Below are 12,507 nucleotides of genomic sequence, written 5' to 3'. Positions count from 1 at the left end.
GATTTTACCATCAGGCGAAGTAAGCGGTGAAGAAAGACAGGCCATACAGTACAGCTGTGATCAGCAAAGCCTTCCAGCCTCTTCTGTTGTGATCCCTCATCTTCTCATTTTCCTGGTTTCTCATCGCCTTCAGACCCAGTTCAAAGCTTATGATTGCGAACAGAAGAACGATCGAGCCCGCGTAGAAAAGAATGTTCGAGACCGTCCTCAAGGTTTCAAACCTCCTCAGAACACGTTCCCTATGTTCTGAAAACCTTCACCTATCACGTGGCGAGCCTCACTGATTATTATGAACGCATTTTTGTCGAGTTTTCGAATGAACGATATCAGTTCTCCAAGCTCTCTCCTTCTGAGGACTATGAGCAGTATCTTCCTGTCCTTCTGGGTGTACGCACCCTTACCTTCTATGTAAGTCGCACCCCTTTTAAGCTCTTTGAGGACGAAGCTGGCTATCTCCTCGTGTTTGTCCGAGACCACCATCACCTGAGTTGAGGATTCGATACCTTTCAATACGAAGTCTATCATCATTCCGTTGATCAGTATGGCGAGCACGGCGTACATTCCAAGTTTCGTTCCCATGACGGTACCAGCGAAGATCGCTATGAGCAGGTCTGCTATCAGGAGCGTGGTACCCATGGGTGCGGCGAAGAACTTGTTGAAGATGCGTGCGACTATGTCGGTACCGCCCGTGGACGCGTTCTGAGTGAAGGTGAGGGCCATGCCAACCGCGGTGATGATGTCACCGAAGAGCACGGCGATGATGAGATCGTCGGTGAATTTCGGGGTCGGAACGATCCTGTCGAAGAAGTCTACGAAAAAGTTGAGGAGGAACGTGCAGTATATCGTTTTCAGGCTGAAGTCCTTTCCCACCGTGATGAAACCAACCAGGAAGAGCAGAGCGTTTATGATGTACATCCACACACCCACAGGAAGGCCCACGAGTTTGTTGAGAACGATCGCCAGACCGCTCGCGCCTCCGGCGGCGATCGAATTCGGAATGAGGAAAGAGACCACACCGATCGCCGTGATGACCACACCAAGAGTGGCGAGTACGTACTCTTTGAGGATGTACTTCCTGCTCACATTCTCACCTCCGCACAGGAAAGATTTTACCATTAAAGCGTTAGTTTTCGGGAGAAAAAGCGTTTACTTGGAAAATATTTCGGAGTAATCGCCTACAATCGGAATTACTGAGTCATAAACGCCAAAAATGTGGACTTGATTTGTCACGGAAAGTGGTGTATTCTATAATTAGCACTCAGATATACAGAGTGATAAAATTCGAAAGGAGGTCGTGGCTATGAAGGTTGTACCGCTCGGTGAAAGGCTTTTGATCAAACCCATCAAGGAGGAGAAGAAGACCGAAGGTGGGATCGTGTTGCCAGATTCGGCCAAGGAAAAACCCATGAAGGCAGAAGTGATCGCCGTTGGGGAAAAAGTTGAGAACATCGATGTAAAGCCCGGTGACAAAGTTATTTACTCGAAGTACGCCGGTACCGAAATCAAGATCGATGATGTTGAGTACATCATCATTGATGCCAACGATATACTGGCGAAAATCGAAAACTGAGAGGAGGGAGAGGTTATGCCCAAACTGTTGAAGTTCAATGAAGAAGCGCGCAGAGCACTCGAAAGAGGCGTTAACAAAGTTGCGGATGCTGTGAGGATCACGCTTGGACCCAAGGGTAGAAACGTGGTCATCGAGAAGAGTTGGGGTTCACCGACCATCACGAACGATGGAGTCTCGATCGCTAAGGAAATAGAACTCGAAGACAAGTTCGAAAACCTTGGAGCCCAACTCGTCAAGGAAGTTGCGTCGAAGACGAACGATGTTGCTGGTGACGGTACAACGACGGCCACCGTGCTCGCACAGGCGATGATCAGGGAAGGTCTGAAGAACGTTGCGGCCGGTGCGAACCCGATACTCCTCAAGCGTGGGATCGACAAAGCTACAGAAGTCGTTGCCAAATTCATCAAGGACAACGCGAAGAAGCTCTCCGGTAGGGAAGACATAGCGCACGTTGCAGCGATAAGTGCCAACAATCCCGAGATCGGTGAACTCATCGCTGAGGCAATGGACAAAGTTGGCGAGGATGGAGTCATCACGGTGGAAGATTCCAAGACACTGGAAACCTACGTTGAGTTCACCGAAGGCATGCAGTTCGACAGGGGTTACATCTCACCGTACTTCGTAACGGACGCCGAAAAAATGGAAGTTGAACTGAAAGAGCCGTTCATACTCATCACCGATAAGAAACTGAGCGCCGTCAGGCCGCTGATACCGATACTCGAAAAGGTCGCTCAGACTGGCAGGCCACTGCTCGTCATCGCGGAAGACGTAGAAGGTGAAGCGCTCACAACGCTGGTGCTCAACAAGCTCAAGGGTACGTTGATGGCCTGCGCCGTGAAAGCACCCGGTTTCGGTGACAGAAGGAAAGCGATGCTGCAGGACATCGCGATACTGACCGGTGGAACTGTGATCAGCGACGAACTTGGAATCAACCTTGAGGATGTCACACTCGAAGACCTCGGAAGGGCCGACCTGGTGAGGGTTAAGAAGGACGATACGATCATCATCGGTGGTAAGGGTAAACCCGAGGAAATCAAAAAGAGGATCGCTCAGATCAAGTCCCAGATCGAGCAGACGACCTCCGAGTACGAGAAGGAGACGTTGCAGGAAAGGATGGCGAAGCTCGCCGGTGGTGTCGCCGTCATAAAGGTCGGAGCAGCAACCGAGACCGAGTTGAAGGAGAAGAAACACAGGATTGAAGACGCCCTGAGCGCGACGAGGGCCGCCGTTGAGGAAGGTATCGTACCCGGTGGTGGCGTGACGCTGTTGAGGGCCAGGAAAGTCGTCGAAGAGCTGCTGAACAAACTCGATGGTGACGAAAAGATCGGAGCCCTCATCGTCTACAAAGCGCTCGAAGCACCCATCAAACAGATCGCCGAGAACGCCGGTTACGATGGAGCGATTATAGTCGAGCGTGTGCTCAGCTCCAAGGACTTCAGCTTCGGATTCGACGCTCTCAAAGGAGAATACGTCGACATGTTCAAGGCTGGAATCATAGATCCAGCGAAGGTCACAAGGAGTGCGCTGCAGAACGCTGCATCCATCGCCGGCATGTTGCTGACAACTGAGGTCCTTGTCGTCGAAAAACCCGAAGAAAAGAAAGAAACAACGCACATGCCACCTGAATACTGATGAAGATCGATAGAAAATAGAGAGGAGGGCAGCCCGCCCTCCTCTTTTTCATGGTGTGAGCACCAGCAAGATGCCCACATCTTCGTTGCCAAACGTTAGAAACGATCTTTCGCTCGCGAGCCCGACCGTGATCGCACAGACCAGTGAGTCGAGGAAGTCTTCGTAACTTTTGACATCGCCCCGGACTGCATCGAAGTCGTCTGGTATTTCGATGAACGTTTCGATTTTCTTTCTCAAGTATTCGAGTTTCTCGAGTTTTTCTTCAGATCGCAACTTTTTGTAGTGAAACACTCTCATGTTGTTGAAAAGGACCAAGATCGTGGCGTGAGGGTAGACTTCGAAGATGTTGCCCTTTTGAAAGCTGTACCCGATGGTTTTCAAGGCTTCGTAGAGTTTTTCGGGAAAAAAGAAGGGATACCTTCTTCTGTTCACAGGATAAAGAGAGAGCCCGAACCTTGCGAAGTGCTTGAGAAATTCCTTCTCGTTTGGTCTGTGCCCGGTTTCGTTCCGAATCACCAAGGGTGCGTCCACACCGATGACCGCGTTTTTATAGTTCCTCAACGGTTGAACGATCCGTTCGATATCTTTACTGTAGACAAAATCGACCAGACGGAACTGTCTGTCCAGAACAGAAACAGCGGTAGGTTTCTTTCCTGTCCAAGAAGGATCGATGCCGCAGAAATGATCGAAATGTCTCTTCACACTTCACCTTCCTTCGGCACGACGCAGATGAAGGACGAAGGTCCATCTGAAATGTTGACGAACTGATGGAGTTCGTTTGGAGCCACATAGACGAAGAATCCTTCCTCTACAATTCTTTCTTCGTTCTGGGATACCACCTTGAGCTTCCCTTCGACAACGAACACTTCGTGTTCCCATGGATGCGAATGGAACGGGGTGGACGCGTTCGGTTCGAGAGTGAACAACCTCATGACGAAGGTTGGCGCTTCGTTTTTGTCGATGAGAACCCTTTTCAAGATCTTACCGTCCATGAGCTTTTGAGGTTGTACTTCATTCCAGTGTTTGATCAGCACCACGATCCCTCCCAGAGATATTACAGCACTTGCTGTACAATACCTGTAAGGGGGTATTCAAATGAAAGAAGTGAAGGTTTGGAAACCCAGCGAAGAGGAAATGAGAGAAGCCAAGAAGTGGCCCACCTGGTCGAAGGAAGAAAGCGTTTTCGATTGGTACTACGATGAGGATGAACAGTTCTACGTGGTTGAGGGAGTGGTGGAGGTCACGCTGGAAGATGGTAGAAAAATACAGTTTGGACCAGGCGACATGGTGAAGTTCCCGGCGGGAATGAGGTGCACCTGGCACGTGAAGAAACCCATTTTCAAGCACTACAGGATCGGCTAAAAAATATGGGCGATCTTTCGATCGCCCAAGAAACATTCTATCCGCGTGTCTATCTTGTCAAAGGAGGGTGGGGGGTCTCGCCCTGGTTCCACACTTTAGACGATGTGTTTTTCTGGACGGTTCAGTTCGGGTTTGTAAATTCATTGTAAACTGGGGAGAGATTGAAGATGAACCTACTCAAAAGTATCCCGCGTGAGGACGGTTTCAGGATGCCCTCAGAATTCGAGCTTCATTCAAGGTGCTGGATGATCTGGCCAGAAAGATCGGACAACTGGAGAAACGGTGCAAAACCGGCGCAGGAGGCTTACTCGAAGGTCGCTGAGGCCATCAGCCAGTTCGAGAAAGTCACCCTGTGCGTCTCGCACGATCAGTACTACAACGCGAGAAGGAAACTTCCCTCACGCGTGAGAATCGTCGAAATGTCGAGCAACGATGCGTGGATGCGCGATGTTGGTCCAACCTTCGTGGTGAACGACGAGGGGATCGTGCGTGCGGTGCGCTGGAAGTTCAACGCGTGGGGAGGACTGTACTTTCCCTGGGTCAAGGATGAGCTCGTGGCTCTGAAAGTCGCCGATATGGAAGAAATGGACTGTTACCAAGCCCCCATGGTCCTCGAAGGTGGTTCGATCGATGTCGATGGTGAAGGGACCCTCGTAACGACCGAGGAGTGTCTTCTGAACCCAAGCAGAAATCCACAGCTTTCAAAGGAACAGATAGAGCAATTCTTGAAAGACTATCTCGGTGTTGAGAAGATCATCTGGTTGAAGCGTGGTGTGTACAACGACGAAACGAGTGGACACGTGGACAACCTGTGCAGGTTTGTCAGGCCGGGCGAAGTCGTTCTGACTTGGACCGAAGATAGGAACGATCCGCAATACGAGATCAGCAGGGAGAATTACGAAATACTTTCCAACGAAACCGATGCGAAGGGAAGGAAGCTGAAGATCCATTTGATTCACCAACCATCACCCATCTACGTGACCGAGGAAGAGGCCAACGGTGTTGATTTTTCAGAGAGGACGCACAGAAGGCCTGCGGGGTACAGGTTGCCCGCGTCGTACGTCAACTTCTACTTCGCCAACGGTGCTTTGATCGTTCCCATCTTCAACGATCCGAAAGACGAAGAAGCGCTGAGAAAGTTCAGAGAGATTCTACCAGACAGAAAGATCGTTCCCGTCTATGCGCGCGAGATCCTGCTCGGGGGAGGAGCGATCCACTGCGTAACTTTACAACAACCTTTAGGGGTGAGAAGATGTTGAAGAACAGGGTGGCGATCGTGACGGGCGGTGGGCAGGGCATAGGTGCCGCCATAGCCCAAGTGTTCGCGCAGAACGGTATGAAAGTGGTGATCGCAGAGATAGACGAAGAGGCTGGGATCGAGCGTGAGAGCATTCTGAGGTCCAGCGGGTACGATGTGAAGTTCATAAGAACCGATGTGTCTGACGAAGGATCCGTCAAGAGGATGGTCGAACAGACCCTGCAGTTTTACGGTGGTGTGGATGTTCTGGTGAACAACGCAGCCATAAGTTCCACGAAGAGTATTTTTGAAAGGACTCTTGAGGAGTGGGAAAAGGTCATACGTGTGAACCTGACAGGTCCTTACATCTGCGCACGTTATTGCAGCGAGCAGATGATCAAGAGAGGCGGTGGGGTCATAATAAACATCGCCAGCACGAGGGCATTCATGTCGGAGCCAGACACCGAGCCCTACTCCGCATCCAAGGGCGGTGTGGTTGCGTTGACCCATTCACTCGCGATAAGCCTGGCCAAATACAGAATCAGGGTCGTGTGCATCAGTCCGGGATGGATAGAGACGTCGAGGTGGAAGAAGGGCTCTCTGAGGAAAGAGCCAGAATTGAGGCCGATCGATCACGAACAACACCCGGCGGGTCGCGTCGGAGATCCCATGGACATCGCGAACCTGTGCTTGTTCCTGGCGGACAACGAAAAATCTGGATTCATCACGGGTGTCAACTTCACAGTCGATGGAGGCATGACCGTGAAGATGATCTACGTTGAGTGAGTATGAACGAATCGTCGGCTTTGAAGCCACCAGGACGACTTCGGGCTCGGATATCTTTTTTCTGGGTTCGTTCCGAATGAGTGGATGTGTTCGATCTGTTCGATCGCGTCGATGAGGTACAGGCCTCTGGGAATAAGCACACTTTCAAGTTCGATAGATGTGACTTCTTCAGTTTGGTCGTTCGATGTGTCTGGAAGTCTCCCATCGTTCGTTTTCGATCGTGCATTCTTGCATGTTTGATTCGAGGCGGGGTTTTGAAACTTGCGTGTGTTTTTTACCTTCTGGAAAGAGAGTTCACCTCGAATGTTAGTTTTTATCACTCCGTATATATGTAGTGGAAAGGCGCGCCGGACTGAAAGCTCTCAGAACCACAGCGTACAGTGGGATAAGTCTACCCATTCGGGTTTCGGATTGACCGTCACGGTTTTCGGTCCAAACCGAACACCTTTGAAGAATATCTTCCAGAAAGAGACAGTGAAAGCCGGTAACACATTTTTCGATGGTGAATCAAGGATGGTGAAGAAACCTAAGCGGGCATGGCCCGCTTTTTCTTTTTGTTTGTACAAAGATACGAACTGGTTGTGGGGGCTTGAATCTCACGGTGTTTCTCTCACCAGAGCGAGCAAGTTGGCAAGTTCATCCGGAAGTTCGATTGATGATCCCGGGGGCGTATAAATGGTCAAGATGACGACGCTTCCGTTCTCAAGCAACGCTGTTACCCTGTACATGTCACAGTTGGTCCTGGGCTCACCGAGGACAGTGTTTGGGGGGAGGAATCTCAGATAATCCAAAACTTTCATGATGCGTTCTCGATCGAGCTCAAAGAAGGACTCTGACATTGTTGTAATCTTTCTGCACACGAAACGACCATTAACTTTTTGTATATACAGCTTCGATCTGTGAGGTACGAATCCACCCGAGACGTACGATAAAGTGATGAAAACCGCAGATTCGTCCCATTTCTGAATGGTGTCGATCGAAGGATGACTCAGGCAAAAAAGTTCCTGTGCCAGTAAGCCACAACAAATGAGCACAAGACCGAATGCAAAAACTTTCAGCAGCATGAACGCATACCCCCCTTCTCGATCAAGGGTTGAAGTTGGAACGTGAGTGAACGGCTGAACCTTCAACCTTTTTGAACGTTTGGTCTGTAGTAGCTCAGATAGTAGAACAGCGCAGTGAATACACCAGGACCAACGATGTTACCCAGAGTTGCTGCAGCGATGTTCTTCCAGAATCCAGCCCACGTGAGTGTTTCCGGTCCGAAACCTGAAGCAGATTTTATGAAAAGACCGATCGGTATCAACGACATGTTTGCAACACTGTGCTCAAAACCGATGGCAACGAAGGTCATGATCGGGAAAAAGATGCCCAGTATCTTACCTTCAACGCTGTCTGCAGCGAGAGCCAGAATCACTGCGAGATCGACCAGAATGTTGCACAGAATTCCTCTGAAGAATATGGCACCGAAGCTGGCCGACACTTTCGCGTTTGCAACCGATATCGCGGTCTTTCCAAAATCGTTGATCGCACCTGCCGAACCCCACAGTTTAGTTTGAACGAGCATCCATGCTATCAATAGGGAACCTATCAAGTTGAAAATGTAGACAACGATCCAGTTCCTGAGCATCTGTTTGAGTGAAATCTTTCGCGCGTACAGTGAACCAAGCATCAGCACGTTACCCGTGAACAGCTCCGCACCGGCGATGACAACAAGCATCAGGCCCACAGTGAAGACAGCGCCACCCAGGACTTTCTTCAACCCGTACGGTTCTACCTGAGTCATGGCAGTGAGCGCCATGATCCCACCAAAACCTATGTACATGCCTGCGAGGACACCGAGCAAAGCCATTTGAGTGAAGCTGAGGTTCGCTTTCTTCACACCAACCTCTTCGATGAGAGCTTTTTGAACCTCAACAGGTGACTTCATACGGACACCTCCTCTATCCTGCTTGGGTTTGTGTACACGTTCATTCGCTTTTCCCTCACGAAGCCGATCAGCGTGAGACCGTAACGCTGGGCCATCCCTATCGCGCTCATCAAGGCTGGGGCTTTTGATGCCAGAATTTCCACCCTTGCCCTGACACATTTCAACACCATGTCCGCCGGAAGTCTACCGCTGCAAAGCAACATTTTCCCTTCGGCCGGCACGTCGTTCTTCACTATCCAGCCGATCACTTTATCGACAACGTTGTGTCTGCCAACGTCTTCGAACCTCACCAATCTTTTCCCATCTTTATCGTACAATCCTGCGATGTGTACCGCACCGGTCGTTTTATGCAGTGGGTCATTCAGAAGGTCTTCCATTGCCTCTATGATCTTTCTTGCGCTCACTTTTGTCTTGAAAGGCAAAAGTTCATCTTCAACTTTCTGGTGATCTTCCAGAAAGATTCTTATCGAACGGTTGTCGATCCTCACGCTCCATCTGTTAGGCCTTGTACCCATGTATATCAGATGACCGAGCGCGAGTTCCTCAAGGTCCTGTGCCAGGCAATGAAACCGTTCTACACAAACGTCATTCACATAGAAATCCAGAAGCGAGTCTTCGATCAGCTCATCGTTCATGATCACACAGTTACCACTGGATTCTATCCTTAAGATCTTCAGCAGCACTCTTCCACCCCAATTCTATTGAGATCGCTCGGAACGTTCACGTTGAAGAAGCTTTCGTGCCAGTTGGGTAGGTGCGAGAGATGCTTTTCCGACAGCCAGACAACCTTTGCACGCTCGAGGGCTGATCTGAAAGAGCCGTCACCTTGCTCAATGCTCCACCGAAAATGTTCCATCATCCTCACTGAATAGAAAGCGTGCAGCGGGTGTATCCCATCGCAAAATCTCGCTACAACGGCATCTGAGTCGCCGCTTCGGAACACTTCCCACATGAAACTGATAACGTGTGGTTGTAGAAGTGGCATGTCACAACCAACAGCGAAAACGTCATCTTTCAAACGTTGCAAGGCTATCATCACACCACCGACGGGCCCACGACAAAGCTCATCTTCGATACACTCGAAGTCTCCATAAGTCCTTCCAACCAGCACGACACGATCGAAAACGAGCCTGAGCCTTTCTACCACGTTTTCTATCATCGGCTTCGAGCGGAAGACATAACTACATTTATCAGAACCGAACCTGTGGGAACTACCACCATTCAGTACGATGGCTATCAAGCTTTCTCAATCCTCACAGCTGAGACTTTAAAATTCGGTATCTTTGCAATAGGATCCAGCGGATTTGCCATGGTGAGTTCATTTATGGGTGTTTCGTAGAAGTGGAAAGTACTGAAAACAGTCTTTGGTGGCACTCTTTCTGTGACTTTCGCTTTACCCTTCACCTTTCCACGTCGCGACACCACGTACACTTCGTCACCGTTCTTGATACCTAGCTTCTCGGCATCCACAGGGTTGATTTCGATGAACGGCTCGTTCGTGTATTTCGCAATAGTGCTTCTTCGAGTCATGGTACCGGTATGGAAATGGAACAGGTATCGACCTGTGGTGAGGAAAAAAGGATATTCATCGTCCGGAAGCTCAGGAGAAGGTCTGTACTCAACAACGTGGAACTTCGCTTTACCGTCGGGTGTGTTGAACCTGCTGGTGTGAAGTATGGGCGTTCCAGTATCTTCTGTGGTTCTGCAAGGCCACTGTATGCCCTTCAGGAGCTCTATTCTTTCGTGTGTTATTCCACCGTAGATGGGCGTGAGTGATCTGATTTCTTCCATGATTTCGGCCGTTGAACGGTACTCCATGTGGTAGCCAAACCTTCTGGAGAGTTCCATTATGATCTGCCAGTCTGGCTTGCTCTCACCTATTGGCTCGAAAGCTTTTCTGAGTAACTGAACGCGTCGTTCGGTGTTGGTGAAGGTACCGTCTTTTTCCAGAAAAGAAGCCGCTGGGAATACGACGTGAGCATGTTTGTTCGTTTCATTTACGAACATGTCTATGGACACGAAAAACTCGAGTCGTGAGAGCGCCTCGTCCACGACAGATGCGTCCGGGTCCGAAAGTCTCGGGTTTTCTCCCATTATGACCATGGCTTTTATCTTACCTTCCAGAGCTGCATGGATCATCTCGACAACCGTGAGGCCAACTTTGGCTGGGATAGTCGTTTTCCAGGCCTTTTCGAATTTCTCAACAACCTGTGCGTCGGTCACTCTTTGATATCCAGGCAGCACATCGGGTAGAGCCCCCATGTCACAAGCTCCCTGGACGTTGTTTTGTCCTCTGAGTGGATTCACCCCTGCTCCAGGTTTTCCGATGTTCCCGGTTGCAAGTGCCAAGTTGGCTAAAGCGAGAACGTTGTCCACACCGTGCTCGTGTTGTGTTATTCCCATTGCGTAGACTATTGCAGCCCTCTTCGCTGACGCATACAGACGAGCGGCCTGAACGATTTTTTCTTTTGGTACTCCCGTGATTTGTTCGACGTACTCCGGAGTGTATTTTTCGATGGCCTTCTTAACTTCTTCGAAATTTGTCGTTCTTTCAGCGATGAATTTCTCATCGATCAAATCTTCCTTGATGATCACATTGAGCATTGCGTTGAACAGGGCCACATCGGTTCCTGGTCTCTGCCGTAACCAGATCGTCGCATACTTGACCAGCTCAATCTTTCTTGGATCGGCAACGATGAGTTTGGTGCCTTTCCTGACAGCCCTCTTAATCCTTGAACCGTAGACAGGATGAGCTTCTGTCGTGTTAGAACCAGTTACAAGAATGACTTCGGCCTCGAGGATGTCCTTCAGGCTATTCGTCATTGCTCCGCTACCAAAAGCTCGTGCCAATCCTGCTACAGTTGAGGCATGGCAGAGTCTGGCGCAGTGATCCACATGGGGCGTCTTGATGACCGCACGGGCGAACTTCTGCATTAGGTAATTCTCCTCGTTGGTACACTTCGCAGAGGAAAGAATTCCCACGCTTTCCGGACCGTACTTCTCTATGACTTTCTTAAGCCCTTGAACCGCATAATCGAGAGCTTCTTCCCAATCGGTCTCGACGAACTTTCCATCTTTCTTGATCAGAGGTTTCTTGAGTCTTGCGGGATCATTCACAAAGTCTAAACCAAATTTGCCCTTTACACACGTGGCAACACCATCGTTTACGTCTGGATTGTAACCAGACCCATGAACGCGTACGACTTCTTGCTTGTGGGTGTACACATCTATCAGACAACCAACCCCACAGTAAGGACAAACTGTCGTGGTCTTTTTCACCTGCCACCATCTGGCTTTCCCAAGGGCAGGTTTCTCCACTATCGCACCGACAGGACAGACAGTGGCACACTGGCCACAGAAGACACAACCACTTTCTGCGAGTGGCAAATTGAAGGCTGGTTGGGGTAAAGTTTCGTACCCTCTTTCCACCATGGAGTAGATGGACATGTTCTCTATCTCGTCGCATACCCTGACACATAGCTGACACTGGATGCACTTGTTCAAATCTCTCACTATGAACGGGTTGCTGTCATCGATCGGGAGATTCCTCAGCTCGATCTGGTCTATGGGAACTTTTACATTGTACAGGTAGGCGAGATCCTGTAATTTACAGTTTCCATTTGCGTCGCACGTCATACAATCGTTTGGATGAACCTTCAGGAGTAAAAAGAGGTTCATGCGCCTTGCTTTGATGACTCTCTCTGTGTTGGTGTAGATACGCATTCCGTCAGTCACCTTCGTCGTGCACGCCGTTTGCAGGTTTTTCATACCCTGTACTTCAACAACGCAGATCCGGCAGGCACCTATAGGTTCCAGTGCGGGATGGTGGCACAGAATTGGTGTGTCTATGTTGTTTGCTATCGCAACATCATAGATGGTCTGACCTTCCCTGGCTTCGTATGCTCGATCGTTAATGAAGATGATCATACCTTCACCCCCTGTGGGAATGTGATTTTTACACAATTATAGTACAATTGCGAAAAGGAGGGT

14 protein-coding genes are annotated in these 12,507 nt (G+C 49.7%); 5 read left to right on the top strand and 9 right to left on the bottom strand.

Translation table 11 applies throughout. From position 1 onward, the window contains the following. Positions 1 to 10 precede the first annotated feature (10 nt). Both TSP01S_RS00170 and TSP01S_RS00165 read right to left on the bottom strand, forming a co-directional pair. Positions 11 to 211, bottom strand: a complete 201-nt coding sequence (locus tag TSP01S_RS00170; RefSeq protein ID WP_041075451.1) for a hypothetical protein — start codon at positions 209 to 211, stop codon at positions 11 to 13. A gap of 14 nt (positions 212 to 225) precedes the next feature. Next, positions 226 to 1,116, bottom strand: coding sequence for a YitT family protein (locus TSP01S_RS00165; RefSeq protein ID WP_052463416.1), 891 nt, complete (start codon positions 1,114 to 1,116; stop codon positions 226 to 228). 184 nt (positions 1,117 to 1,300) lie between these two features. Between TSP01S_RS00165 and groES the strand changes: the two genes are divergently transcribed. Continuing rightward, positions 1,301 to 1,570, top strand: a complete 270-nt coding sequence (groES, locus tag TSP01S_RS00160; protein ID WP_041075447.1) for a co-chaperone GroES — start codon at positions 1,301 to 1,303, stop codon at positions 1,568 to 1,570. 15 nt (positions 1,571 to 1,585) lie between these two features. Continuing rightward, complete coding sequence (gene groL / locus TSP01S_RS00155) at positions 1,586 to 3,202, top strand: chaperonin GroEL (protein WP_041075445.1); 1,617 nt, start codon at positions 1,586 to 1,588, stop codon at positions 3,200 to 3,202. A 48-nt stretch (positions 3,203 to 3,250) separates the two neighbouring features. Here groL and TSP01S_RS00150 read toward each other — a convergent pair whose 3' ends face one another. Both TSP01S_RS00150 and TSP01S_RS00145 read right to left on the bottom strand, forming a co-directional pair. Beyond that, on the bottom strand, positions 3,251 to 3,904 hold the full coding sequence (locus TSP01S_RS00150) for a DUF429 domain-containing protein (protein ID WP_041075443.1): 654 nt from the start codon (positions 3,902 to 3,904) through the stop codon (positions 3,251 to 3,253). Continuing rightward, a complete protein-coding gene (locus tag TSP01S_RS00145) occupies positions 3,901 to 4,236 on the bottom strand; it encodes a cupin domain-containing protein (protein WP_041078207.1) in 336 nt (111 codons plus the stop codon). The genes TSP01S_RS00150 and TSP01S_RS00145 overlap by 4 nt, the downstream gene beginning before the upstream one ends. A gap of 61 nt (positions 4,237 to 4,297) precedes the next feature. On the opposite strand from TSP01S_RS00145, the gene TSP01S_RS00140 reads away from it, so the two are divergent. The 3 genes from TSP01S_RS00140 to TSP01S_RS00130 all read left to right on the top strand — a co-directional run bounded on the left by TSP01S_RS00140 (position 4,298) and on the right by TSP01S_RS00130 (position 6,587). Beyond that, the gene (locus tag TSP01S_RS00140) at positions 4,298 to 4,564 is read left to right on the top strand and encodes a cupin domain-containing protein (protein WP_041075441.1); all 267 of its coding nucleotides are present in this window, start codon (positions 4,298 to 4,300) and stop codon (positions 4,562 to 4,564) included. A 167-nt stretch (positions 4,565 to 4,731) separates the two neighbouring features. Next, the gene (gene aguA, locus TSP01S_RS00135; protein WP_041075439.1) at positions 4,732 to 5,823 is read left to right on the top strand and encodes an agmatine deiminase; all 1,092 of its coding nucleotides are present in this window, start codon (positions 4,732 to 4,734) and stop codon (positions 5,821 to 5,823) included. Then, the gene (locus TSP01S_RS00130) at positions 5,817 to 6,587 is read left to right on the top strand and encodes a glucose 1-dehydrogenase (RefSeq protein WP_041075437.1); all 771 of its coding nucleotides are present in this window, start codon (positions 5,817 to 5,819) and stop codon (positions 6,585 to 6,587) included. The genes aguA and TSP01S_RS00130 overlap by 7 nt, the downstream gene beginning before the upstream one ends. A gap of 596 nt (positions 6,588 to 7,183) precedes the next feature. On the opposite strand, the gene TSP01S_RS10355 is transcribed toward TSP01S_RS00130, so the two are convergent. From TSP01S_RS10355 to fdhF, 5 genes are all read right to left on the bottom strand, one after another. After that, positions 7,184 to 7,387 (bottom strand): hypothetical protein, encoded by a 204-nt coding sequence (locus tag TSP01S_RS10355; protein WP_231848570.1) that lies wholly within the window; start codon positions 7,385 to 7,387, stop codon positions 7,184 to 7,186. 326 nt (positions 7,388 to 7,713) lie between these two features. Then, positions 7,714 to 8,517: a formate/nitrite transporter family protein gene (locus TSP01S_RS00120; RefSeq protein ID WP_041075433.1), complete on the bottom strand. Its 804-nt coding sequence runs from the start codon at positions 8,515 to 8,517 to the stop codon at positions 7,714 to 7,716. Then, positions 8,514 to 9,200 (bottom strand): formate dehydrogenase accessory sulfurtransferase FdhD, encoded by a 687-nt coding sequence (gene fdhD, locus TSP01S_RS10000; protein WP_052463415.1) that lies wholly within the window; start codon positions 9,198 to 9,200, stop codon positions 8,514 to 8,516. Before fdhD ends, TSP01S_RS00120 begins: the two co-directional genes overlap by 4 nt. Further along, positions 9,191 to 9,757, bottom strand: coding sequence for a molybdenum cofactor guanylyltransferase (mobA, locus tag TSP01S_RS00110; RefSeq protein WP_041075431.1), 567 nt, complete (start codon positions 9,755 to 9,757; stop codon positions 9,191 to 9,193). The genes fdhD and mobA overlap by 10 nt, the downstream gene beginning before the upstream one ends. Further along, on the bottom strand, positions 9,754 to 12,444 hold the full coding sequence (gene fdhF, locus TSP01S_RS00105; protein WP_041075429.1) for a formate dehydrogenase subunit alpha: 2,691 nt from the start codon (positions 12,442 to 12,444) through the stop codon (positions 9,754 to 9,756). Before fdhF ends, mobA begins: the two co-directional genes overlap by 4 nt. Between the last annotated feature and the right edge of the window lie 63 nt (positions 12,445 to 12,507).

It is taken from the genome of Thermotoga caldifontis AZM44c09 (assembly GCF_000828655.1).
In the GTDB taxonomy this organism is placed as follows: domain Bacteria; phylum Thermotogota; class Thermotogae; order Thermotogales; family DSM-5069; genus Pseudothermotoga_A; species Pseudothermotoga_A caldifontis.
The sequence above is the reverse complement of the archived record's forward strand: the minus strand, read 5'-3'. Positions and strand labels throughout refer to the sequence as shown.

Excerpts from the sequence above, each read along its gene's own strand:
- TSP01S_RS00165 (WP_052463416.1), bottom strand. The coding sequence starts at position 1,116 with ATGGTAAAATCTTTCCTGTGCGGAGGTGAGAATGTGAGCAGGAAGTAC.
- groES (WP_041075447.1), top strand. The coding sequence starts at position 1,301 with ATGAAGGTTGTACCGCTCGGTGAAAGGCTTTTGATCAAACCCATCAAG.
- groL (WP_041075445.1), top strand. The coding sequence starts at position 1,586 with ATGCCCAAACTGTTGAAGTTCAATGAAGAAGCGCGCAGAGCACTCGAA.
- TSP01S_RS00140 (WP_041075441.1), top strand. The coding sequence starts at position 4,298 with ATGAAAGAAGTGAAGGTTTGGAAACCCAGCGAAGAGGAAATGAGAGAA.
- aguA (WP_041075439.1), top strand. The coding sequence starts at position 4,732 with ATGAACCTACTCAAAAGTATCCCGCGTGAGGACGGTTTCAGGATGCCC.
- TSP01S_RS00130 (WP_041075437.1), top strand. The coding sequence starts at position 5,817 with ATGTTGAAGAACAGGGTGGCGATCGTGACGGGCGGTGGGCAGGGCATA.
- TSP01S_RS10355 (WP_231848570.1), bottom strand. The coding sequence starts at position 7,387 with ATGAAAGTTTTGGATTATCTGAGATTCCTCCCCCCAAACACTGTCCTC.
- TSP01S_RS00120 (WP_041075433.1), bottom strand. The coding sequence starts at position 8,517 with ATGAAGTCACCTGTTGAGGTTCAAAAAGCTCTCATCGAAGAGGTTGGT.
- fdhF (WP_041075429.1), bottom strand. The coding sequence starts at position 12,444 with ATGATCATCTTCATTAACGATCGAGCATACGAAGCCAGGGAAGGTCAG.